This is a genomic window from Streptomyces sp. NPDC059668, from assembly GCF_042734135.1.
Lineage (GTDB): Bacteria > Actinomycetota > Actinomycetes > Streptomycetales > Streptomycetaceae > Streptomyces.
The window spans coordinates 1-21,257 of record NZ_JBHWEL010000113.1 but is presented as its reverse complement, the minus strand read 5'-3'; the positions used below and the strand labels follow the sequence as shown (position 1 = coordinate 21,257).

Below are 21,257 nucleotides of genomic sequence, written 5' to 3'. Positions count from 1 at the left end.
CTCTGGTCTCGAACAGCACGTCGCACAGAGTCACTCACCTGGAGATTCGCCGGACAGGCGGACGGCCCTCGCATGAGCATGCGTTCCGTCACAGAACCGCACTCATACGAAGGCCGCAGGGGTGAGTTTGCTGCAATACGACGCCCGGGACGAGGCATTCGACTTCACGTCCCACTTTCGGGAGGACTTCTATACGTGTCTGACTCGGCGCGGTGACACCTTGTTCGAGCTCACGGACGCGATGCTCTGCGAGAACGGGCCGGTAACCTCGCCGGTCGACCTGACGTTGCTGGCCGAACACCGGCGTGGGCACGGCGCGTTGTACGACGCGCTGAACTGTGGCCGCATCGACGTGGGCAGGCTGCGCAAGGCGCTGACCATGCTGCCGCAGCCCAAGGCCGCCGATGGGCGTCTGGTCCTGGCGGTCGATGTCTCGCCGTGGCTGCGTCCCGACGCGCCGACCAGCCCGGACCGTCTGTTTTGCCATGTCTACGGGCGTTCGGGACGCTCCAGTGACCAGTTCATCCCCGGCTGGCCATACTCGTTCGTCGCCGCGCTAGAAACCGGCCGCACGTCGTGGTGCCAGTTGCTGGATGCGGTCCGTCTCGGCCCCGACGACGATCTCGCCGAGGTCACCGCCGCCCAGGTCCGCCGCGTCGTGAACGACCTGATCGGCCAGGGCCAGTGGGAGAACGGCGACGGCGACATCCTGGTCGTCTTCGACGCCGGCTACGACGCCCCGCGCATGGCCCACCTCCTGACCGGGCTGCCCGTCGAGGTGCTCGGGCGGATGCGCTCGGACCGGGTGATGCGCCGTCCGGCGCCCTCGCTCAAGGAGTACGCCCTGGCCTATCCCCAGGGCGGGCGGCCGCCGAAGCACGGAAAGGAGTTCCGCTTCGCCAAGCCCGAGACCTGGGGCGATCCCGACGCCGAGACGGTGCAGGTCACGGGCCGCTACGGCACCGCGAAGGCGATGGCCTGGGACCGCATCCACCCGAGGCTCACCACCCGCAGCGCGTGGATCAACCACGACGCCGAACTCCCCATCGTCGAAGGGACGTTGATCCGCCTGGAGGTCGACCACCTGCCCGGCGGCAACGACCCCCTGCCCCTCTGGCTGTGGTCCTCCAAGACCGGCATGACCAGCACGGATGTCGATCTGCGCTGGCAAGCGTTCCTCCGCCGCACCGACCTTGAACACACTTCCGTTTCGTAAAGCAGACGCTCGGCTGGACCCGCCCCAAGCTCCGCAGCCCCGAGGCCGCGGACCGGTGGACGTGGCTCGTGATCGCGGCGCATACCCAGCTCCGGCTCACCCGCGAGGCCGCGGCCGACCTCCGCCGCCCCTGGGAGAAGCCGGCCGAGCCCGCCCGGCTCACCCCCGCCCGCGTCCGCCGGGGGTTCAGAAACCTCCGCCCCTACCTGCACAGTCCGGCCCGTGCACCCAAACCCTCAACCCCCGGCCCAGGCCGCCCACTTGGCTCGAAGAACCGGCGGCCTGCCACCCGTTACGACGTGGGTAAAACGACCAGACGCCCCGAGAGTATCGCCGATACGTAACCGACTCAAAGCTCACAAACCAAAAAAGACAAGCTGAGAAGTCGTCCCGAAGGCGTGACGCCACCGCGAACGCTTCCTGCCGGACGTCGTGATGCAGCAAACTCGTACCCCCACGGCCTTCGTACTGATCAAGTGCCTCTGTGACGGAGCACAGGATCAGACGGAGGCCGTGTCGCCGTCTCCGAAATCCTCGTACGCGGGAGCACGTTCGGGGGTGTCATTCGAGGTCACACCATAAAGAACAAGCTCAGGCAAAGGGGACCATCCCCGCGTGCGCGGGGAGCAAGCTGTCTGACCTGCAACGTTATCGAGCCGGCAGGACGGGTCCATTGACTCTCTCGGATTCGCGGCCAGACCGACCGCAGGCATCTCCAAGCACTCAGTAGCGGCGTCCGGTTCGCAAGAAGGCCGTCTTCGCCCGTGCGGGGAGCAGGTACGGCTTGCGGCCGTACTTGACTGGCCGCTATGTCGGGCTTCGGCCTTGATGAGGTCGATCTGGGTGACGGACGCCGGATCGGCTCCCGTCAGGTCGAGGACGCGCGCAGCGCCGCGTACTGGGTGGCGGGTGGCTGGGCTCAGATCCAGGTGTCGAGCCACATTCTGGCGTGCCAGTCGGCGTACGGGATCGTCTGTCCGGTGTAGACCGGGAAGAAGTAGATGAAGTTCCAGGCGATGAGCAGGACCAGCAGGCCCGCGGCCACCGCACCTCGTATGCGGCGCCCCTGAGTCGCTCCCGCAGGACCCAACAGGGCTCCCAGCATCATCGTCACGGCCAGGCACAGGTAGGGCACGAAGACGACCGCGTAGAAGGAGAAGATCGTGCGGCCCTGGTAGAGGAACCAGGGCAGATAGCCAGCACCTACCGCACAGAGGATCGCGCCGGAGCGCCAGTCACGGCGCAGCGCCCATCGGTAGAGCAGGTACACGAGTGCGCAGCACGCCAACCACCACAGGAGCGGTGTTCCCAGGGCGAGGATTGCCTGTGCGCAGCCGGCCGTCGCGTGGCAGCCGTCCTGCCCGGGTGCTGGCGACTGGTAGTGGAACAGCACAGGGCGACCGAGGACCGGCCAACTCCAGGGGTTCGACTGGTACTTGTGGGGAGTACTCAGTCCCACATTGAACTGGTAGACGGCGTGCTCGTAGTGCCACAGGCTCCGCAGTGGAGCCGGGATCCACGACCATGTGCCACCCCGGGCGTCCGCCCAGTGGCGTCCGTAGCCGTTGTCGGACAGGAACCAGCCGGTCCATGCCGTCAGGTACGTCAGGACAGCGACCGGGGCGAGGGACAGCACCGACCAGCCGAGGTCCTTACGCAGCGCCGCGCGGTAGGGGCGGTGCGCTCCTGCCACGCGGCGAGCGCCGACGTCCCACAGCAGGGTGAGGATCACGAAGAAGGCGAGGAAGTACAGGCCGTTCCATTTGGTCGCGGCCGCCAGGCCCAGGCACAGGCCGGCGGCAAGCCGCCAGGGTCGCGCTCCAGTCCCGGCACGGTCGCCGGTGTGTCCGTCCGGACGCACCCGGCCGTCCTCGTCGACCGGCAGAGCTGCCGCGAGCCGGGCCCGCGAGCTGTCGCGGTCGATGAGCAGGCAGCCGAACGCCGCCAGGACGAAAAACATGACGACGAGGTCGAGCAGCGCGGTGCGGCTCATCACGTAGTGCAGACCGTCCACGGCCATCAGCGCTCCGGCCAGGCAGCCCAGCAGGGTCGAACGGAACAGGCGGCGTCCTATTCGGCACAGCATCAGCACCGACAGCGCGCCAAGGAGCGCCGTCATGAAACGCCAGCCGAAGGGGGTGAGGCCGAAGATCCACTCGCCGAGAGCGATGACCCATTTGCCCGTCGGCGGGTGCGCGACGAAGGACCCGGTGTCGGAGAGCGGGATCACCTGCGGACCGGCGAGGATCTGCGGGTCGGAGATCTTGCTGCTGGGCCAGGTGCCCTCGTAGCCGAACCGCAGCATCGACCAGGCGTCCTTGGCGTAGTACGTCTCGTCGAACACGACCGCCCTCGGGCTGCCCAGGCGCCAAAAACGCGGCAGCCCGGCCAGGAGCGCCACCAGCAGCGGCCCGCCCCACTGCGACCAGCGCGCCAGCCGGCGCCTCGCTGCCGGGGAGAACCCGAGCGTGCGCCAAAGCCCTGACCCGGGTTCGGGAAACGGCACGACCAGGCGCTCGCGCACGGACACAGACGGACGCCCGACGTGCCCGAAGTCCCGCAGCCGCCGCTCCCAGGAGGCCGGCCGGCCATCTACCCCCTCCCGTGACTCGTCGACCAACACGGGCGTTTTCTCATGGATCACTGGTGAGCCTTCTCATGTGGAGGACAGGACGAGCGGGAGCAACTGCCCGGCAATCGGTGGTCGGTGGTCGTCACGCCGGCTCAGGCCGGTCCTCGCTGACCGCGACTGCCTGAACCCGGACAAGACGCAGCCTGGAGTAGGTTGAGGCCGACACCGGCCCGAGCGTTGAAGAACGGTGCGTTATCGGCCCCCTCTTGCGGCCGAGGCGGAACGGGCACACGAGGGAGCAGGCAGGAGACGGTGCCGGACCGACGTGGCAAAGGACAGAACAAGCCTGCCGCGCCCTCACGTTGGACACGAAATTCACCTACCAGGAGCGATCGGAGTCCCCGCAGGTTCCGCGTTTTTCGAACCTGTAACCCACTTTGGCGCAAACCGTGCCGGTGATCGCCCAGCTGGTCCAGGCCGATCTCGTTGAACCGGTGGATCACATCGCGCACGGTGTCCTCGTCGGCCTGGACCAGCTGGGCGATCACCGGCACCCGGTTCCGGCCCGCCGAGGCGAGCAGCATCATCGCCCGTCGGTAGCGCACCGAGTTGGTGCTGCCCGGGCGCACGCGCACAGGCTCGGCCACCACACCTCCAGCAGACCCTTCGACGGACCGACAACGTGAGCGACTGGAACAGCTCCACATCGTGCCGTTCACCCCGGTCCCGGAACCGAAAACGTCCGCGAAGACGTCCCTACCGGCCGTAAGTGCCTTCGACAGGGGTGTCGCGGCCCTCGCGCAGTACAAAGCACACACTGGGTCGGTGAATGTCTCCAGAGGCCACGTCGAGCGGCTGAAAGACAGGACGGAAGTGAAGCTCGGAGTGTGGATCATGAACCAGAAAACCCGCCGGACCAAACTCACCCTCGACAAACGCGGCATACTCGCCGCACTCGGACTCAACTGGGCGACGGCATGACAGTCGGGCAGGACATACCGGCCAGCAGCGAACAGCATCCGACACCACAGCGGTACGAGGACGCCGCAGGCCGCGTGCCGCGGACGACAACTCAAGAGCGTGCCTCCACCATCCGCCTGTGCGTCAGCGCCTCGATCGGCACCGTCCTCAGCGTGATATTCCTGGCCTGGTTGTGGGGCACCATCGCCCCACAACCCCCTGGCCCCCTCGAAAACGTCGCCCGCGAACCCGCCACAACAGCCCAGCACGCAATCGAAGAACAAGCACAAAGATTCTCCGGCACGTGAGGCACCATCACCCCATGCACGAGCACTCCGGGTCCTGGCCCCGGGCCGAACCTGGCACGGGCGGCTCTCTCGCCCCACTGGTCGGCGAATGAGGACAGGTACAGCAGGTCAGATGCTGAGCTGGGTCACCAGCTATCGGGAGGGTACGGATGGTTGAGACTGGGAATATGGACGGTCTGCGGGAGCGCGGGTTCGTCCGCTACGGCGCCGAACACCTCGGAATCCCGGCCGGCTCCGCCGAGGATGACCTGGCCCGGATCCGGAAGGTCTTCGCGGCTCTGCCGCCCGACCCATACGCCCCGCGAACGCATCGGTTTCGCCGCTACTCCCATGCCGTGTACCTGCCGTGGAAGGACGAACTGTCCTGGATTCCCGGAACCCCCGACCCCGTTCACGGCACGGTCACCGACTTCTTCCAGGGCGAGGAGGACCCTGCGCACCCGCGGACCCGGCGGGTGCTCCCCAACATCCCCGAGGAGCTGCGTGGCAACGCCCTGTTGCTGCGGCTCCTGCGCTGGGACATCGGGCAGGTCCTGTCGCTGAGGAATCTGGGAAGCCGCCCGCTGTGGGCCGGTGTCCACCTGATCAGGCTCGGCGTCGACGGTCCCGGCCAGAATGCCGTGTCCACCCCCGACTGCTTGCACCAGGACGGGGGTTCGGCCGGCACGTTCACCTTCGCCCACCTGATCAGCCGTACCAACGTCACCGGTGGGCAGAACGTCATCGCCACCCCTGGCAGCGCAGGCCTGCAGCCCGACGACCCGTGGGCGGACATCCACGCCGAGTTCACCCTCACCGACCCGCGGGGGGGGGGGGGGGGGGGGGGGGGCGCGCCCGCGGCGCAGCTCGCGGCGGCCGCGCCGCCCGGCGCCCCCCCCGCGGGGCCCCCCCCCCCCCCCGCGCCCCCCCCCCCCGCGCCGCCCCGCCCCCCCCCCCCCCCCACGACCACAGGGTCAGCCATTACGTCGGCCCGGTCCGGGCGGGCTCCGGGCCCGGACCGGGCGAACGGTCCATCCTCATCGTCGGCCTCGCCCCGTACGTCCCCCAACTCTGACGCCGGCACCGCCCGAGCCCGGTGGGGGTGGTCAGCGGGCGCTGCCGAGGTTGCGGTCGGCGTCGGTTCCCTTGAGCATCAAGGTGGTCTCCTCGATGCGCTGGAAGCGGCCGTCGGGGGCTATGGCGGCGAACACGTAGACCTCCATGCTCACGGTCGTGCCGTCTTTCTTGGTGAGGTGGCAGGTGTGCCGGTCGGCGTACTTGTCTCCGTCGTAGAGCTCTTCATGGACCTCGATCTCTCCTGCGGCGAGGTGCGTGCGCAGGTGGGCGATGTGGTCGAGGAACTGGGAGCGGTCGGCCCATTCGCCGTCGGTGCGCTGGCGGTAGTCGGGGGTGAAGTGCCGTTCGGCAGCCTCGGTCAGGGTGATGTCCTCGTTGAGGAGCAGGTCGGTGAGGGCGGCCTTGATGCCGGTGCGGGTCATGTGGGGTCCTTCGGGCTGGTTCGGACAGCGGGATCGTTGGCGGTGCCTGGCAGTGCTTGGCGGTGTGGGCGTCAGGGGCGGGTGGCGGCGAGGGTGTCGTCGAGCCAGTTGTAGATGCGGGCGATGGACAGGCGCATCGCGCCGGGGTGGCAGTGGGCGCCGGCGCCTTCCTCCGTGGTGAACTCCATGAGGGTCTTGGGGCAGGTCAGGTGGTCGTAGAGCTGCTCGGGCTGGCCCTTGAAGAAGATGTCCTCCTCGGCGTCGCAGACGAGGGTGGGGCACTGGATCTTTTCGGCGATGCCGCCGGTGAGGGTGTAGTCGAGGTAGGAGGCGTTGAAGGCGCGGGGAGTGTCGACTCCCATGACGTACATGCCGTGGTTGACCGCCCAGCGCGCGATCGGGTCGTGGGCCATGGCCTGTTCGAAGGCGGCGTCGAGTTCCGGGGCGGACGCGGCGCGCAGGAGCCGTTCGGCCTCCTCGCGGGTGCCGGGGATGTTGCGTACGGAGAGCTCGCCGAGGTCGTAGAGGCCGTCGACGGCTATCAGCGCGGCCAGCCGGTGCTCGAACGCGGCCGCCCGGGGGGCGAGTACGCCGCCCATGCTGAGACCGAGCAGTGCGATGCGGCTGTTGTCGACCTCCGGGATCGTCTCGGCGAAGTCGATCACTGGGGTGATGACGTTCTCCCAGTCGGGGCGGAAGACCAGGCCCTGGTGGTGGCGCGGCCCGGGCATGCCGGGGCCGTCGAAGACGAGCACGGTGTGGCCCCGCTCGATGGCGGCCGGCGCGCCGAAGAAGTGCATCTCCTCCGCGGTGCCGTCGAAGCCGTTGTGCATGATCACCGTCGGACGGGGTGTGCCCGAGTCGTCGGCCCGGTAGAGGTAGCCGGGCAGCGTGGTGCCCTCGTAGGGGATCTGGACCGGCTCGATGCGCGGGGTGGTGTAGAGGGCGGCGGCGGCCCTGAAGCACTCGACGGATCGGTCGTAGGCGTGGCCGTGCCGCGGGTCGCAGTCCTTGCTGTGCAGGAAGAACTCCGCCGACCGGTAGTAGTTCGAGGCACGCAGGAACCCGTCGCGGGCGCTGATCGGGTGGCCGGCCGCCAGAGCCGTCTCGGCTTCCGAGGACACCTGGTCGGCGGTGGCGAACCATTCGGTGTACCAGCTGTCGTAGTCGCCCTCGGTGATCCGCGCGGCGGTGGAGACGACCTCGCCGAAGTCGGCGCCGCCGTAGGCGATGTGGCTCATCGAGCGCAGGGTCTCGTACCAGAACTGGGCGTTGTTCGGGAACAGCAACTGTTTCATGACGGTCTCCTCCGACCCGGATCACAAGCACAGATTTGTGCTTGCTGGGTCGACTGTAGGCCCTGACCCGACCAGAAGCAAATATCTGTGCTTATGATGGAGGCGTGACTCAGAAACAACCGGCCGCGCGCATCAGAAGAAGCCCCGAACAGGTCCGCGCAGCCGTCCACCAAGCGGTCATCGACCTCCTCTCGGAACCGGAGGGCGAGGACCTCACCATCCCCGCGATCGCACAGCGCTCCGGCGTCAACCACACCAGCCTCTACCGGCGCTGGGGCAGCCTCGACGCACTGCTGGCGGACACGGTCACCACCCGCCTCGAGCGCGACTCGCCACTGAACGACACCGGCAGCCTGCGCGGTGACCTCACCGCCTGGGCCGAAGCCAGCGCCCGGAGCATGCACACACCCGAAGGACGCGCCCTCGTACGCGCCGTCATCCTGTCCATGCCGAGCAGCACCCAGGACCAGACCGAGCGCTCCCAGCACTTCCTGCGCCGCATGCACTCCATCGAGCAGATCCGCGAACGGGCCACAGCCCGGGGCGAGGACCCGCCACCGCTGGAGCAGATCCTCGACCAGCTGATCGCGCCCTTCTACATCCGGGCGATCTTCGGCATCGGCCTACCGGCCACCGGCTACCCGCAACTCCTGGTCGACAGACTCCTTGGCACCGCCGACCGACGGGCCCGGGCCTGACGCACAGGGCGCCGCAATTCCCGCCCCCCGTCCGCCACAGCGCCGGACCCGGGCCCGGTGTGCTTCGGCGCGGGCAGCGGCGCGCCCATGCCTCATTGCAGGGCTTGCCCGTCTCGTGCGAGATCGACAACGGTGAGCACCGATGTCGTGACGGCCTCAGGCTGGCTGTCGTGTATGTAATGGGCGGCGTCGGGCACCACGACGTGCTCGCCTCGAACGGTCGTGGCGGCGATCTGGGCTTGCAACGAGGTCTACCGAGTCCGCAGGCCCTTCGGTAAACCCCGGGTCGCACTCAGGACGACCACCGGCACGTCGGGCAGCTGCGAGCAGGCACGTAGCCGCCGGACAGCCGGGACATGGGTGCGGAGCAGCCGGCTCTCCGCAGTGCTGGTGCGGGTTTGATACTCGTGCGCGTTGCAGGCCATCTCTGCCTCGACGAGCAGGCCCTGGACGCGCGGATCGCCGCTCCTTTTGCCCGCTTCCTGCGCGGCCTGCTCGCGAAGAGAACGATCAGCTGACCCCACGGCCCTCCTTCGGACGGACGGCCAGGTAAGCACTGCTTCAGCTGCGCGGATGGTCCAGGGCTGGAAGTCCTCGTGCGCAGGGTCCACGAGGACCAGCTCCGCAATCAGCTTCGGGTGGGCCCAGGCGACGAGTTGGGCCAGCATGCCGCCCCAGCTGTGGCCGACCAGGACGCATGCCCCGTTTCCCGTATGGGATAAGAGCGCGCTCAGGTCGTCAACCGCAGAGTCGATCGTGACCGGCATCGCGGGACCACTCGCGCCGAGCCCGGCTCGGTCTCCAGGACCGAATGAGACCATTCCCGCGCGTGCGGGGAGCATGCCTTGAAGATCGCAGGACGGGACTACCCGTGGGCGTGGTCCAGGCATTCCAGCGAGTGCCCGGGTTGCCTCGGGTTGGGGTGTGGGGTCAGGTGGGGTTGAGGGGTGTGATGCCGGTGCCCGCATACAGCTCGGGCTCCAAGGACAGGACGGTGAGCGGCTCTCCCGCCTTCACCGCGTGCCAGGCGATCGCCGCCGCGTGAGCGACAGGCATCTCCACCTTTCCCCAGTCCATTGCATCTCTCGCGTGATCCGCGGTGAAGGGAACACTCTCCGCGAAACGCAGGGACGCCGCGTTCCGGCCCGCCCCCGTGAGCCGGCGCTCGGCGGCAAGGACAGACAGCGACGGGATGAGAACGCGGCCGGTACCGCGCGAGGCTTCAATGTAGAGGCCGGTGAAGAAGGGATCCGCACGGTACAGAGCGGCCAGGGCGGTATGGTCCAGGACGGCCGTCAGGTTCACGCGGCGGCGCCGCCCTGATGAGCACGGATCTTCGCCCAGGCGTCCTGACCGGCTTGCTGGACCTGCTCGCTGTAGTCGACGCCGAGCTCGGCAGCCGCCTCCACGGCACGCCGCTGCCTCTCGGCGTCGGTGAGCTCACGGCTCACAAGCTCCTCGAGGAGCTCAGTGATCGTGGTACCGCGCTCGGCAGCGAGGACACGCAGCCGGTCGCGTACTTCCTCACTCGTCTTGATGCTCGTGGGCCTGCTCATACCGCGATTCTACCGCTGGTAGAACTCCGCTGCAGCACCTTCCGCACGGAGCATGACCGCGCCGCCTCGACTGGGCACCATCCCCGCAGGCACGAGAAGCAGCAAGTTGCGAGGGTGCCGCGGCTGGGGAACGCGGGACCATCCCCACCGGCGCGCGGAGCAGATGCCGGCGCTGGGGATAGACGCCGCGAGGGGACCATCCCCACGAGCCCGGGGAGCAGGTGACGCTGTGCCGCGAGCACGGCTATCCCTGGGGACCATCCCCACGAGCGCGGGGAGCAGGTCAGCTCTGACGGTACCCAGCCGTAGGCGATGGGACCATGCCCCTCGGGCGCGGGGAGCAGTTGTAGAGAGGATCTTGTTGGCGTTCGACTCGCTGCTCCCCGCGCGTGCGGGGATGGTCCCATCGACGGGTCGCCGAACTCGCGCCGGTCGCGCTGCTCCCCCTGGTCGCTCGGACGAACTTGGGAGATGTGAGCTTAGGCGGCTCGTCACGATGACAGCCAGTCTGTGCCGATCCGCTACAGGTACCCCGTAATTGCCAGCGGCAGCACAGAGGCGTCGGAGAGCTGCAGCGCCCGGATCATCGCCACACAGCTCGCCCAACTCGACAAGGATGAGCAGCCAGAGCCGCATCGGACCGTCTGTGCGTGGCGGGAGGCTGGTTTCGCTTGGAGTCGTCAGAGTTACGAACCAGACGTGAGGCTCACGATGACACAACTCGTGTGCCTCCGGTGCGGGTTCATGCTCAGCTGTGGGGTTCCAGCGGCCGAAGCGGTCCAGTAGCTGCCGTGCCCCGTTCTCGTCCAGGCCCAGCGTGGCAGCAGCCTGCTCGGGGTCGGCGTCCTTGCGGGCTTCGTGGGCCGGCCAGTACGCGCGGCCGTCTGGGTCCAGGTGCCGGAGATGTTGGTCTCGGCGGTCCAGCCACGGAAGCGCTGGTTGTCCGGGCACACACCAGCACCGAGCAGTAGAAGTAGGCGTGCGCGCGGCTACGGGAGACCGTGGCGCTGCTTGGCAGGTAGGCCAGAGACGGTTCCTCGACTCCGCACGCCCACACGAACGAAGACCCTGGCGCGCAGCACCACCCACAGGCGCCCCGAATCCCCCGCGATGCCTCGTTCCTGCCCCGACCGCCATCACCAGGGAGGGGCGGGGACGAGAGCTCTTCGGGGGATGTCTGGCCTCACATCAAGTCCGCGCACAAAGCTTGAGCAGCCGTTTCCCTCTACGCGGACGGAAGCCTCGGCAACACCCAGGTCAACAGCCTGAGCAACAGCTTGCGCAGCAACGTGTTGTCCTCACCCGGCCAGACCGGGAGCCGCACACCGTGTCTATACGAAGTCGCCTCTCAGAACACGATCGAGCGCGGCGCGGCCAGCGGGTCCCCATGTCGGCTTGCCGCCAGGAAGGCCCCGGTCTCCGTTCTGGCCCATCAGCATAAGGAACAGGCTCTTCAGCGCAGCCAGCCCGCGGGCGCGGCGGATCGTCGCCTTGTCCGCTTGCGCGTACACGTCGAAGAACCGTGAGGCGGCGCCCGCAGGTAGCACCACCCACGCGGCCGCGAGGTCCCACGCCGGGTCACCGGCGAACACGGCACCGAAATCGATCACACCCGAGAGCGTCCCGTCCGAGACGACGACGTTGGCCGGATGCAGGTCGCCATGCGCCCAGAGCGGCGGCCCCTCCCACTCTGGCGCCGCGACGGCGTCGTCCCAGACGGCTCGCACATCGCCGGCGCGGTCGCCGGGAACGACGGCCTCGAAGAAGTGGTCGAAACCGTCCGTGCACTCCTTGGGGTGGCCTCCGCGGTCCTCACTGACCGGCGCGTCAACGGGCGCCTCCACGTGGAGCGTCCTGAGGAAGCCCGCCAGGATGTCGGCCGCGTGGTCGCCGCGGCTGATCGAGGAGTAGTCCAGTGGCTCACCCGGCACCCACGTCATGATCGTCCAGGGCTTCGCGAAGCGCGCGGAAGGTTCACCGGTCCGCACAGGGGTCGGCACCGGGAGCGGCAGGCGCGCGGCCAGGACGGGCAGCCATCGGCGCTCCTTGCGCTGGAGACCCGGCGCACCTTCAGTACGCGGCATACGCACAGCCAACTCGTCCCCAAGCCGCCACATTTGGTTGTCCCAACCGCCGGGTACCTCACGGATGGCCAACCCGCCAAGGTCCGGATGCTGCTCCTGCAGCAGGTCATGGACCAGGTCTGCGGTGATCTCGATCTCGGCGTCGGTCATGCGAAGCCACGGTACTGGGATAGGCAGAACAGCTCTCGTTCTCCCGGAGATCCAGCCACTGGGCACGTGGATGGGCGGCGCTGAAAGGGTTCACGGAGCGTGAGCGAGAGGGGGTTCGTGTCCAAAGGGGCGTGGCGTCGTCACAGCTAGTGCTCTGACCGGGAAGATTCATCGGGTTGTAGGAGACTGGCAGCGTTCGCGGAAATCCGTTTCGGGGGTTGCTGCGGTGCCTCTACTGTGGCGCGGTGATGACTGAGGTGATCGTTCTCAACGGTGGTTCCAGCTCTGGGAAGTCCGGGATCGTCCGGTGTCTGCAGGCGGTCCTGCCGGATCCGTGGCTGGCTCTGGGGACCGACACTCTGGTTGACGCGATGCCCGCGTCCATGCAGGCGTCGGATGCGGGGATCGAGTTCGCTCCGGACGGAGAGGTGATCGTCGGGCCGGAGTTCCGGACGCTGGAAGCGGCATGGATCGAGGGGGTCGCCGCGATGGCTCGTGCGGGCGCCCGGGTCATTGTCGATGAGGTTTTCCTCGGCGGAGCGGGGTCGCAGCAGAGGTGGCAGAAGGCTCTGCGTGACCTGCGGGTGCTGTGGGTCGGCGTCCGGTGTGACGGTGTGGTTGCCGCAGGCCGTGAGGTCGCACGCGGCGATCGGGTCATCGGGATGGCCGCATCCCAGGCGGATGCGGTCCACCGGGACGTGGTCTATGACCTGGAGGTGGACACCACACATGCCGAGCCGATGGAGTGCGCACGGGCCATCGCCGTACATGTCAGGTGACCGACGGCCCGGCTGTCTGCCGCTATGACCGTGGCGCCGTGATGATCAGGCCGCTGTTGCCAGGGGTAGTCCTCCCCAGCGGATGCCCCCAGCGTAGATAGCGGTCCAGCTCGTGCGGATGGATGGCCGGACCTGGAGAGCTGAGATGGACTACCGCTTGATCGGGTACGGCTGGGGCGCGACGCCTTTTGACCCGTAGCTCTAGATAGATCGATCAGCGGCGGTCAACATGTGCTGCCCAAACTCAGGTTCTGGCTCACTTCCGGGCTCTGTTGGGGGTGGGTAGCTTCTTGATCATGGTGAGAGCAGGATGCGGCGCCGTAGGAGATCGAAGTTCGCGCGGCCATACATTTGTCTCTTCAGTAGCTTGATCCTGGTGACGTTGCCTTCGACGGCCCCGGAGGTGTAGGTCGTGGTCAGGGCTGCCTGGATGGCCGCGCGGTCGCGTCGCATGCCGTTGGCCAGGGTCCGGAGTTCGCGTTGACCGTCAAGGCGGACGTCGGCGACCCGGGCCTCGGTATCCGTCAGCACCAACTGGGCGACCTTCACCCCGACACCAGGCAGCAGAAGGTCCGCAATCTGAACCCCACCCATCACCCCTGATAGATGCCCAACTACCCCCAAAATAGCGACAGAGCCACTTTCCGTGGAGTGGTTACGGAGAGTCAGATCTTCGGGGCCATGCGATGGCGGTTTGGATGGGCCCGAAGTCGAGGCGAGGTCAGTTCCAGGGCCCGGTTGTCGCGTCCGGCGCTCATGTGGTTGAGCCAGCGTTCGTACCAGTCGAGGAAGTCGGTGGCGGAGGAGACGTTGGGGCCCCAGTACCCGTCGCTGTTACCAATGAGGACGCGGCCAGTGAGGGGTCCGGTCACCGCGATGACGCATACGTCAGTGCAGCCCATCTCGATGATGTGGAGGAAGAGATCGCGTCCGTGGGCCCTGGGTTCTGTGCCGTCGAAGCCGCGGGGTGTCCCTGGTTCTCCACGCGGATTCATGACCCGCAGGGAACACCGCTCCAGCGGCATGAGGCCGTAGAACGGCGCCGCGCCTGAGCCGCCGATGTGCGTGAGGAACTGCCGATAAGCGTCGGGCAGGGCGATGTCGTGCTCGGCCTCAAACGCAGCGACGCGTGCTTCCGCCAGCTTCGGACCTAGGCGAAACTCGTGTTGCTCTTCCCCGAAGGAGTGGCTGCGCAGGGGTTGGAACGGGATCGCGGCCAGCTTGCGTCGCAGGCGGGATATGCGGGGATCCATGGTGCATCTTCTCTCGTCCCCGTCACCCTATGGGTGGCTGTAGTCAGCTGGCCAGAAGAACCCTCTTCCGCAGGAGGGCGAAGCCGGCCCGGCCGAACATCTGGCGCTTGAGCATCTTGATCCGGTTGACGTGTCCTTCGACCACGCCTGAGTTCCAGGGCAGGGTGAGCCCGGCGATGACGGCGTCGCGGTCACGCTCGATACCTGCGGCAAGGGTGTGGAGGCTGGGGAGGTCGTCGCGCCGGACGGCATCAAGCCATTGCGGCAGCCGTTCGCCCTGGCGCTCGGTGAGCATCTGAGCGAAGGACCGCACGTGAGTGGTGAGGGCGTCGAGTTCGTGGCAGTGGACCAACACGGCCTTGAGCCGAAGGTGGTCGATTTCCGGGAGGGTCTCGGGGCGCCGGAGGATCCAGCCGGCGACAACGCGGGGTGACGGTGGCCGAGCTATGACGACGCCAGGAGAGAGCCGCTTCTCCCGGAAGTAGGCGCGAACCCGCTGGTAGCTGCCCTGATAACCGAGCGGCACAAGCTCCTCCCCCGCCGTCCAGGCGTTGGTGCAGCCCTGGCTCCAGCGGTCGTCCAGGTAGGGCTTGCGTCCAGCTTGGACGGCCGGCCCTGCCACTGCCCATGAAAGAGGTCCTCCGGTGAGGCTGCGTCGGCGAAGAGCTTGACGGTGCGCGAGGTCATGCGGAGCTGGCGGCCGATCGCCCTCCGGCTGAGCCCGGCCGTCAGCAGTTCGTGGACGGTCGCGTGCTTGGCGCGTGTGCGGTCGGCGAAACGATGTCCGGTCGGCCAGGGCGAGCCGGACGGGTCTTCGAACTTCTGCGGCTGGGGGACGGACTGGGCTGGATCCGGCGCCAGGACCCGCAGGCATCCGCGGTGGTCTGCGACACAACGCTCGGCTGCCTCACTCAGGTTGTGCCAGAGGTGCCACCTGTCCGCGAACTGCACCGCTTGGGGCGCCCCGGCGGTGGCGCCTTCGGCGAAGAACGGTGCCCGGTCGCGGCATACGACCTCCACCCCGGGCCGCTTCGCGAGCCAAGCTGCCCGGCTGGAGGATTCCCGGTCGGGCAGCAGGTCCACCAGACGCCGGGTTTCGACGTCGACCAGGACAGTCCCCGAGACCGGCACCGAGTCCTACCGTCTCGCGCAGACCAAAGCCAGGCAGCAGGCGAGAAAATAGTCAGGCGGCCGTGCGGCTGCGTCGGTAGTCTCCGCGGGTGTCGTTGACTCAGTACGTCTACTTTGCGATCTCCAGCGTGGGCACCACTGCCGACGAGATCACCCAGCTGCTTGGCGTGGAACCGGACGAGGTCACAGTGCGGGGCAGCATAACCACCTCACCTCACACCATTCCGTTCTGTCACTGCTGGAAGGTTTTCTGCCGCCAGCCCGGCCTGCCAGTCGATGAGCAGATCGACCGGGTCATCGGCAGGCTCCGGCCCCGCATGGAGGCACTCACCAATCTGACAACCCGTCTCGCAACCGAGGAGGGCACCGGGGGCGCGATTCTGCAGGTCCAGCGCTACTTCAACCGGCATGACGAGCGGCCCTCCGGCTCGCCGGACGACACGAACCTCTTCGGCTGGCGCCTGGACCGCGCGGTGGTGGACTTCCTCGCCGCAACCGGTGCAGATCTGGATGTCGATGAATGCGACATAATGCCCAGCGACGACTGACACCGCCCCCCTCAAAGCGGAGCCACTACACACCGGAAGCGGGGCCACTCCGGGCCGGAACCCGAAGAGCCCGCGGGCAGCGGCTGCGGGTGAAAAGCGAATCCCGCCTCCGAAGATCGGAGGCGGGATTTTGTGGAGCGCCGGGCAGGCCTTGCACCTGCATCTCCCCGCAGGAAGCGAGGCGTCTTTCCTTGGACCACCAACGCCAGGCTCACCACTGACAGTTCGGGTAGCGAACGCAAGATCGACTATATCGCAGGCGTGGTGCACGGGACCATCGGGAGAGCGGAGCGGACCGCGAGTGCCGCCAGAACTGGATCGGGCACGGCGTCCGTGACGGCGGCGGTCAGGGGGATAAGGGCTCGGCGACGTCCCATCGCATCCGGTCTCGGGGAATCGTTCGAGCAGGGCAGACAAGGAGGGTGCCTGGTGGATGGCGGACGACCAGTCCTCAGCGGAGACATCGAGCACGACCAGTGGCGGGGGCTCCTGCCGGAAGTCGTAGGTGAGCATTTCGCGGCCCCCGTCCCCGCCAATGACGACGCTCCCGGGGAAGCGGTCCTGGAATGCGCCGACCTCGTTGATCTCGATGAGCTCTTCGGCGGCGTAAATCATCAAAAAGCCGCCTTGCAGGGGCAACGAACCGGGCCATGCTCCCTTCCGTGACCAGGAAGTGCCGTTAGTCCTCGGGAAAACGGACATGGAAGCGGCACTCGGCCTGCGTGATCGCGTCGTCGTTCGGCCTCATGACACCGTTTCATCAAGGCCGGTCACGCGCCAGCGGCGCGCGACGGCCGGGGACGGGGCCACCGCGCGCCGCTGGACGGTGCTCGGTGTGGTGACGTGTGGTCACCGATGGATGAGGGTTCAGGCGCGGCGGTTGTGGTGGTTGCCGTTGTGGCCGCCACCGCGGTGGTGACGGCCGCCCCAGGAGGCGTCGTCGATGAACCGGCCGTGGTCGTTGCGGAGGGTGGCGGTGTCGGAGTGGTTGTCCCAGACGTAGTTGCGCCGGTCCTGGTAGACGTCGCGGTAGGTGTCGCGGCCGATGCCGGTGTGGACGCGCACGGTGGAGCGCCCGTCGAGGCGGTAGTGGTTGAACGTGTAGGTGTGGCCGTCCTCGTCGGACAGGGTCCAGCCGTCCAGGTTCACGCTGCGGCGCGAGGTGTTGGTGACGTCGATCCACTCCCGGTTCAGGGAACGGTTGCTGCGGTCGTCGTAGCCCGGGGAGTCGGCCTGCACGTCGCTGATGACCACGCCGGAGCGGTATGCGGCGGCCTGGCGGGGGCTGGACTGGGCGGAGGCCGGCAGCGCAGCGGCGCCGAGTGCGGCGCCCGCGGCCAGCGTGGCGGCGGCGATACGGCGGATCGAACGAGAAGACATGAGCACTCCCCTGAGGTGCAAGCCCACCCACCGGCCGATGCGGCGGCCGGCAGTCGATGAGCGGTCTGCGGATCCCGGCTTGTGCCGAGGACCCACAGCTTGGCCGCCCGCCGGACTCGATGGGAGATGCGCCGTTTCATGTTGCTGTATACGGACATTTCCGTGACGGTCGCCTGCAACGTTCAATCAGCCGTCTGCGCCGTGCTTTGCAACTCGCATGCGAGTGCACCCATCCGTCGCTATCTCGATGGAAGCGGTTTCCAGCCCCTGAGTGCCTTGATTGCGGCGCCCATCCGCTTCGAGGAGTTACACCCTTTGCCATGTAACGGAAGGACGTGGGCAGAAAACGAATTTGCAACCGGTATTTGATAGTGTGTTCTATTTATCCATCCGCTACAGAGACCTAGACGGGCCTCGGCCCCGCGGCGCGCGGCCAAGGCCCGTTGCCGTATCGCTCCCACTGGCTGTCGTTTTGAGCGACGGGACGGTCAGCGTGCTGCGGTGTCCAGTTGTTCGGGGGTCTTCTGGACGTACGCCCGCTCCACGGACTCAGCCGATGCGGAATCACTGGGGCTCTGGATGGACTCTTTCGGCGTTCTGTGCCAGGTGTGGAGGCGGTCGCCTGCGGCGAGTAGGGCGTTGATGCGGCGTGCGAATTCCTGTCCGGGCAGCGGGAGTTCTGAGTCGGGCTCGCGGAGGTAGCCGGTGGTGACAGCGGTGGGGATGTAGGCCATGAGTTTGCTGACTGCCGCCGGTCGGGACCGGACCGTCTGTTTGGCGAGGTGGCGCAGGATCCGCATGAACTGGGTGGTCGACGCGCTGGTGATGCGGTGCTCTGCCGGATTCCAGCTGGCGCCGTCGTCCCAGGACGGGGGTTCGGGCGGTGGCTGGACGTCATCTGCTTGTCGGTGCCACCAGTCGGCCGTGTCCCACTCCCCCAGGGCAAGGTGGTGCAGGTAGAGGCAGTATGCGGCCGCGGCCTGGCCGGCTCCGGCGGCGTACTGCCACCAGAACCGGGCGCCTTCAGCGGTGTCGGTGAGCTGGAGAACGCAGGCCAGCACCAGGGCGCTGCGTGGTTCGGGGACCTGGTCGCTGACGAATTTGACGACGGTGGCCGGCGGTGTGTGCAGGACGAGGGTTTCGCAGAGGGCGTGCAGGTCTTGTTCGGCTGCGTTGGGTTCGCTGTCCTGTTCGGGGGTGTGGGCGGGGCGTGCGCCGATGGCGGGTGGGGCCGGGTAGGGGACGACGTCGCGAGGCACGGTGCGCTCGCGCACGAGTAGGGCTCTGGCAAGGAGCTCTTCGATGCCGGTCACGGGGTGTTCCCTTCGGTGGGGTCAGGCGGGCACAGCACGCTCTCCAGAAACCGGGTGGCGTGGCGTTCGTCGGAGCGGACGGTGGCGAGCGAGGTGCCGAGGAGAGCGGAGACGGCGTCGGGCAGGAACCCGCACAGTCGGCGCAGGACCATGACGTCGAGCTGGTGGGCGGGCAGCCGGCTCATCGCGGTGAACAGTTCCAGGCTCTCGGCGACCTGGTCGATGTGGTCGGCCGGTTCGGTGAGGGACTGGAGGGCGACGGTGTCGAAGGCGGCCCTGCTCAGCTCGGGTCGGCCGTCCAGGTGGGGGGTGCGCGACATGACGGTGGCGCGCAGGACGTTCCAGGCGAAGCGGCGGGTGTCGTGGCTGGCGAGGGCGTCGTTCCACGACAGCCAGAGGATGTCGAAGGTGTCGGACAGGGCGACGTCGCGCTGGTCGTCGTCGAGGAATGCCTGGGCGAAGAGGGCGTAGTTGTTCTCCACCAGTTCCCGGAAGGCGCGGTGTTCCAGGGGTGGGGTCGTGGGGGCTGTCGTCAGGATCGGGGTGCGCTCGGTGGAGCTCTCGATCCAGTCGGTGGTCTTGCGGGCCTCGAACGCCGCCTGCTTCCACAGGCAGTAGAGGGGCCAGTTCGGCATCTCCAGCTCGGCCGCCAGCAGGTAGACGATCTCCCACCTGGGATAGAGGCCTACGCCGCGGAGGAGTTCGGAGAGCTTGGACTTGGCGAACTTGAGCCGTGTGCTGAGCTCGCTCAAGGTCATACCGCTGGCCAGGTAGGTTCCGCGCATGGGGTCCAGCCACGCACGATGAGCGCTGCCGATGTTGGGAAGGACGGGTCCGAGCTTGCGGCCGGGCCGCGCAGCTGGAGGTCTGCCGGAGGGTGCTGGTGGTTCGAGGGGCGTCGTCACGGGGCCTCGCCCTCCTCGTCTGCGGCCACGTCCACGCGGCTGCTCGACCTGGCCGCGGAGTGAGAGCGGGAGGCGTGGACGATCTGCTGAACCGTCAGAGCAAGGGCGGGAGCGAGCGCGACCACCGCTGTCGTCTGGCCCGCCGCGACCAGCACGCCGCTCCACGCAAACACTGTTGCTGTGACAGTGATGACGACTATCGGTCGTGACTTCATGCACGGTCCTTCCGCTCGTGGACGTCGGCCGGTGCTCCATCCGGAAAGAGCTACCGGGTCCCGGGCAGGCGGGTGCCGAAGCCGCGCTGGCTGGGAGGGCAACCAGCATGCCCAGTGGGGCAGTTGCTACGCCACGTGATCGCGGAATCACGGAACAATGTCGATCACCGGCATGCCCCGAGAGCCGCTCAGCACCTCGAGGGCTGCGGCGCAAGGAGATGCGCGGCTGGGTGGAAGTTCCCAGTTCTCCTTGCAATTGCAGGTAGAAACGACGTCAATAGAACATGACGCCGTTGGTGTCGGCCTTCCATCCGGAGGGGCCCGTCCCCGTGCCGAACACTGGGGGAAACGGGCATCGCCGCTCTCGCCTGGCCAGCCAAAGAGGCCAGGCGAGAGCGGAACACCAGTCCCGATGGGACCGTGGCCGACCGTAGACCACAGCGCTGATATTCACGAGCCGTGCTCGCTTCCTGCCTCCTGGGCGGAATCTCTCGGCCGATGTGCGTACGTCTGCCGGAGGCCGTCATTCGCGTGTCCAGGGGACGATCCCGATCAGTCGCCGTTCAGTACTGTCACATGGGAAAGGACGTGGACATGGCACTGGTCAAAAAGGGATCGCGGCTCATCAACGTGGACGACACCACTTACACATGGCGCCTGCGCGGACGGCCGACCTACGACCAAGGACTCGTCCACGCGCCTCTCAACTACGCGGTCGAGCATGCGGACAATCCAGGAACCACGCTGGTGATCACTACCAATCAACCGCATCCGAGCAACTGGTTCGGAACCCCAAGCAACCCAGTCCTGCCATCCCAGGTGGCTGACACCATCCGCACCGCTCTCACTCAGGGCTGGAGGCCCGAGAGCCCTGGCTCACCCTTTCACCTCGACCAGTCAACAGGGTTCGTCGCGTCCCACTGACACATCCCGCACTCAAGGACTCACCGACAGGCGATCGGTGAGTCCTTCTGCTCTCCGCTCCCCGCATTCCCCAGTTGATTCACTTCTTGAACCAATTGGGACGAAGAGCGACGCTGAGGAATTTCCGAGATCGGCATCATCAGCACGTCATGGTCCTGGAAGCGGAAGAACGGCGTCGTAGTCCTCGCCCCAGCCGACGGCTCCTGTCCGCAGGCCTCCACGAGTGCCAGCAGCAGATCGCGACTCGGTTGTGCCTGACCACGCAGCACGCGCGACACGGTGGCGTGCGGCAACCTGTTCCCACCGGCGCGGTTCCCGCCGCCAGGTGCTGCAGCTCCTCCACAGGAGCGCTGTCGGCGTCGCCGTCGAAGACGTAGATCCTGTCGCCGGTCGGATCGGAGCAGATCCCGGCCTCCACGATCGAACCCGCGCAGCCGCCAACGATGTTCGTCTCCGCCAGACGCGTCCGGCCGCGCCCAGTGATCGGGG

21 protein-coding genes, 1 tRNA gene and 3 pseudogenes are annotated in these 21,257 nt (G+C 67.6%); 7 read left to right on the top strand and 18 right to left on the bottom strand.

The genetic code is table 11. The features are described 5' to 3' along the window. Positions 1-127 precede the first annotated feature (127 nt). Positions 128-1,597 (top strand): annotated as a pseudogene (locus ACFV2J_RS40515) (NF041680 family putative transposase). A gap of 538 nt (positions 1,598-2,135) precedes the next feature. Here the strand turns inward: ACFV2J_RS40515 and ACFV2J_RS40510 are convergent. Next, positions 2,136-3,839: a dolichyl-phosphate-mannose--protein mannosyltransferase gene (locus tag ACFV2J_RS40510; protein WP_385089245.1), complete on the bottom strand. Its 1,704-nt coding sequence runs from the start codon at positions 3,837-3,839 to the stop codon at positions 2,136-2,138. A 101-nt stretch (positions 3,840-3,940) separates the two neighbouring features. Beyond that, positions 3,941-4,438 carry a helix-turn-helix domain-containing protein gene (locus tag ACFV2J_RS40505; RefSeq protein WP_385443485.1) on the bottom strand — a complete coding sequence of 166 codons (498 nt, stop codon included), beginning with the start codon at positions 4,436-4,438 and terminating at the stop codon, positions 3,941-3,943. On the opposite strand from ACFV2J_RS40505, the gene ACFV2J_RS40500 reads away from it, so the two are divergent. Both ACFV2J_RS40500 and ACFV2J_RS40495 read left to right on the top strand, forming a co-directional pair. Further along, positions 4,401-4,769 (top strand): helicase associated domain-containing protein, encoded by a 369-nt coding sequence (locus ACFV2J_RS40500; RefSeq protein ID WP_385443491.1) that lies wholly within the window; start codon positions 4,401-4,403, stop codon positions 4,767-4,769. The two genes, ACFV2J_RS40505 and ACFV2J_RS40500, sit on opposite strands and share 38 nt — an antisense overlap. A gap of 436 nt (positions 4,770-5,205) precedes the next feature. Then, positions 5,206-5,778: pseudogene (locus tag ACFV2J_RS40495) on the top strand (2OG-Fe dioxygenase family protein); the annotation flags it as partial. Positions 5,779-6,141: 363 nt separating this feature from the next. On the opposite strand, the gene ACFV2J_RS40490 reads toward ACFV2J_RS40495, so the two are convergent. Further along, a complete protein-coding gene (locus tag ACFV2J_RS40490) occupies positions 6,142-6,534 on the bottom strand; it encodes a nuclear transport factor 2 family protein (RefSeq protein ID WP_266708522.1) in 393 nt (130 codons plus the stop codon). A 71-nt stretch (positions 6,535-6,605) separates the two neighbouring features. After that, complete coding sequence (locus tag ACFV2J_RS40485) at positions 6,606-7,832, bottom strand: alpha/beta fold hydrolase (RefSeq protein ID WP_385091291.1); 1,227 nt, start codon at positions 7,830-7,832, stop codon at positions 6,606-6,608. 104 nt (positions 7,833-7,936) lie between these two features. On the opposite strand from ACFV2J_RS40485, the gene ACFV2J_RS40480 reads away from it, so the two are divergent. Then, positions 7,937-8,530 (top strand): TetR/AcrR family transcriptional regulator, encoded by a 594-nt coding sequence (locus ACFV2J_RS40480; protein WP_153292550.1) that lies wholly within the window; start codon positions 7,937-7,939, stop codon positions 8,528-8,530. Positions 8,531-8,781: 251 nt separating this feature from the next. Here ACFV2J_RS40480 and ACFV2J_RS40475 read toward each other — a convergent pair whose 3' ends face one another. The 4 genes from ACFV2J_RS40475 to ACFV2J_RS40460 form a co-directional block, all read right to left on the bottom strand. Beyond that, positions 8,782-9,351: an alpha/beta fold hydrolase gene (locus ACFV2J_RS40475; protein WP_385443488.1), complete on the bottom strand. Its 570-nt coding sequence runs from the start codon at positions 9,349-9,351 to the stop codon at positions 8,782-8,784. A 109-nt stretch (positions 9,352-9,460) separates the two neighbouring features. Continuing rightward, a complete protein-coding gene (locus tag ACFV2J_RS40470; RefSeq protein WP_385091297.1) occupies positions 9,461-9,835 on the bottom strand; it encodes a PIN domain-containing protein in 375 nt (124 codons plus the stop codon). Beyond that, on the bottom strand, positions 9,832-10,086 hold the full coding sequence (locus tag ACFV2J_RS40465; protein ID WP_385091300.1) for a hypothetical protein: 255 nt from the start codon (positions 10,084-10,086) through the stop codon (positions 9,832-9,834). The genes ACFV2J_RS40470 and ACFV2J_RS40465 overlap by 4 nt, the downstream gene beginning before the upstream one ends. 1,331 nt (positions 10,087-11,417) lie before the next feature. Then, positions 11,418-12,320: an aminoglycoside phosphotransferase family protein gene (locus ACFV2J_RS40460; RefSeq protein ID WP_385091302.1), complete on the bottom strand. Its 903-nt coding sequence runs from the start codon at positions 12,318-12,320 to the stop codon at positions 11,418-11,420. A 248-nt stretch (positions 12,321-12,568) separates the two neighbouring features. Between ACFV2J_RS40460 and cpt the strand changes: the two genes are divergently transcribed. After that, on the top strand, positions 12,569-13,099 hold the full coding sequence (gene cpt / locus ACFV2J_RS40455) for a chloramphenicol phosphotransferase CPT (protein ID WP_385091315.1): 531 nt from the start codon (positions 12,569-12,571) through the stop codon (positions 13,097-13,099). A gap of 294 nt (positions 13,100-13,393) precedes the next feature. Here the strand turns inward: cpt and ACFV2J_RS40450 are convergent, their stop codons facing one another. The 4 genes and pseudogenes from ACFV2J_RS40450 to ACFV2J_RS40435 form a co-directional block, all read right to left on the bottom strand. Then, positions 13,394-13,693: a transposase gene (locus ACFV2J_RS40450; protein ID WP_385443477.1), complete on the bottom strand. Its 300-nt coding sequence runs from the start codon at positions 13,691-13,693 to the stop codon at positions 13,394-13,396. A 71-nt stretch (positions 13,694-13,764) separates the two neighbouring features. Continuing rightward, positions 13,765-14,352 (bottom strand): SMI1/KNR4 family protein, encoded by a 588-nt coding sequence (locus ACFV2J_RS40445; RefSeq protein ID WP_385091307.1) that lies wholly within the window; start codon positions 14,350-14,352, stop codon positions 13,765-13,767. Positions 14,353-14,395: 43 nt separating this feature from the next. Further along, on the bottom strand, positions 14,396-14,974 hold the full coding sequence (locus tag ACFV2J_RS40440; RefSeq protein ID WP_385091310.1) for a transposase: 579 nt from the start codon (positions 14,972-14,974) through the stop codon (positions 14,396-14,398). A gap of 323 nt (positions 14,975-15,297) precedes the next feature. Next, positions 15,298-15,435 (bottom strand): annotated as a pseudogene (locus tag ACFV2J_RS40435) (hypothetical protein); the annotation flags it as partial. Between the two features lie 137 nt (positions 15,436-15,572). On the opposite strand from ACFV2J_RS40435, the gene ACFV2J_RS40430 reads away from it, so the two are divergent. Further along, positions 15,573-16,031 (top strand): DUF4279 domain-containing protein, encoded by a 459-nt coding sequence (locus ACFV2J_RS40430; RefSeq protein ID WP_385091313.1) that lies wholly within the window; start codon positions 15,573-15,575, stop codon positions 16,029-16,031. Between the two features lie 133 nt (positions 16,032-16,164). Here the strand turns inward: ACFV2J_RS40430 and ACFV2J_RS40425 are convergent. The 5 genes from ACFV2J_RS40425 to ACFV2J_RS40405 form a co-directional block, all read right to left on the bottom strand. Beyond that, positions 16,165-16,237, bottom strand: a tRNA-Arg gene (locus ACFV2J_RS40425). Positions 16,238-16,898: 661 nt separating this feature from the next. After that, a complete protein-coding gene (locus ACFV2J_RS40420) occupies positions 16,899-17,411 on the bottom strand; it encodes a lamin tail domain-containing protein (RefSeq protein ID WP_385443473.1) in 513 nt (170 codons plus the stop codon). Positions 17,412-17,899: 488 nt separating this feature from the next. Continuing rightward, on the bottom strand, positions 17,900-18,724 hold the full coding sequence (locus ACFV2J_RS40415) for a hypothetical protein (RefSeq protein ID WP_385093626.1): 825 nt from the start codon (positions 18,722-18,724) through the stop codon (positions 17,900-17,902). Further along, on the bottom strand, positions 18,721-19,509 hold the full coding sequence (locus tag ACFV2J_RS40410) for a sigma-70 family RNA polymerase sigma factor (RefSeq protein WP_385093629.1): 789 nt from the start codon (positions 19,507-19,509) through the stop codon (positions 18,721-18,723). Before ACFV2J_RS40410 ends, ACFV2J_RS40415 begins: the two co-directional genes overlap by 4 nt. 116 nt (positions 19,510-19,625) lie before the next feature. Further along, positions 19,626-19,784: a hypothetical protein gene (locus ACFV2J_RS40405; RefSeq protein WP_385443469.1), complete on the bottom strand. Its 159-nt coding sequence runs from the start codon at positions 19,782-19,784 to the stop codon at positions 19,626-19,628. Between the two features lie 654 nt (positions 19,785-20,438). Between ACFV2J_RS40405 and ACFV2J_RS40400 the strand changes: the two genes are divergently transcribed. After that, complete coding sequence (locus ACFV2J_RS40400) at positions 20,439-20,768, top strand: hypothetical protein (RefSeq protein ID WP_385093634.1); 330 nt, start codon at positions 20,439-20,441, stop codon at positions 20,766-20,768. 20 nt (positions 20,769-20,788) lie between these two features. On the opposite strand, the gene ACFV2J_RS40395 is transcribed toward ACFV2J_RS40400, so the two are convergent. Beyond that, on the bottom strand, positions 20,789-21,037 hold the full coding sequence (locus tag ACFV2J_RS40395) for a hypothetical protein (protein ID WP_385093636.1): 249 nt from the start codon (positions 21,035-21,037) through the stop codon (positions 20,789-20,791). Positions 21,038-21,257: the final 220 nt, after the last annotated feature.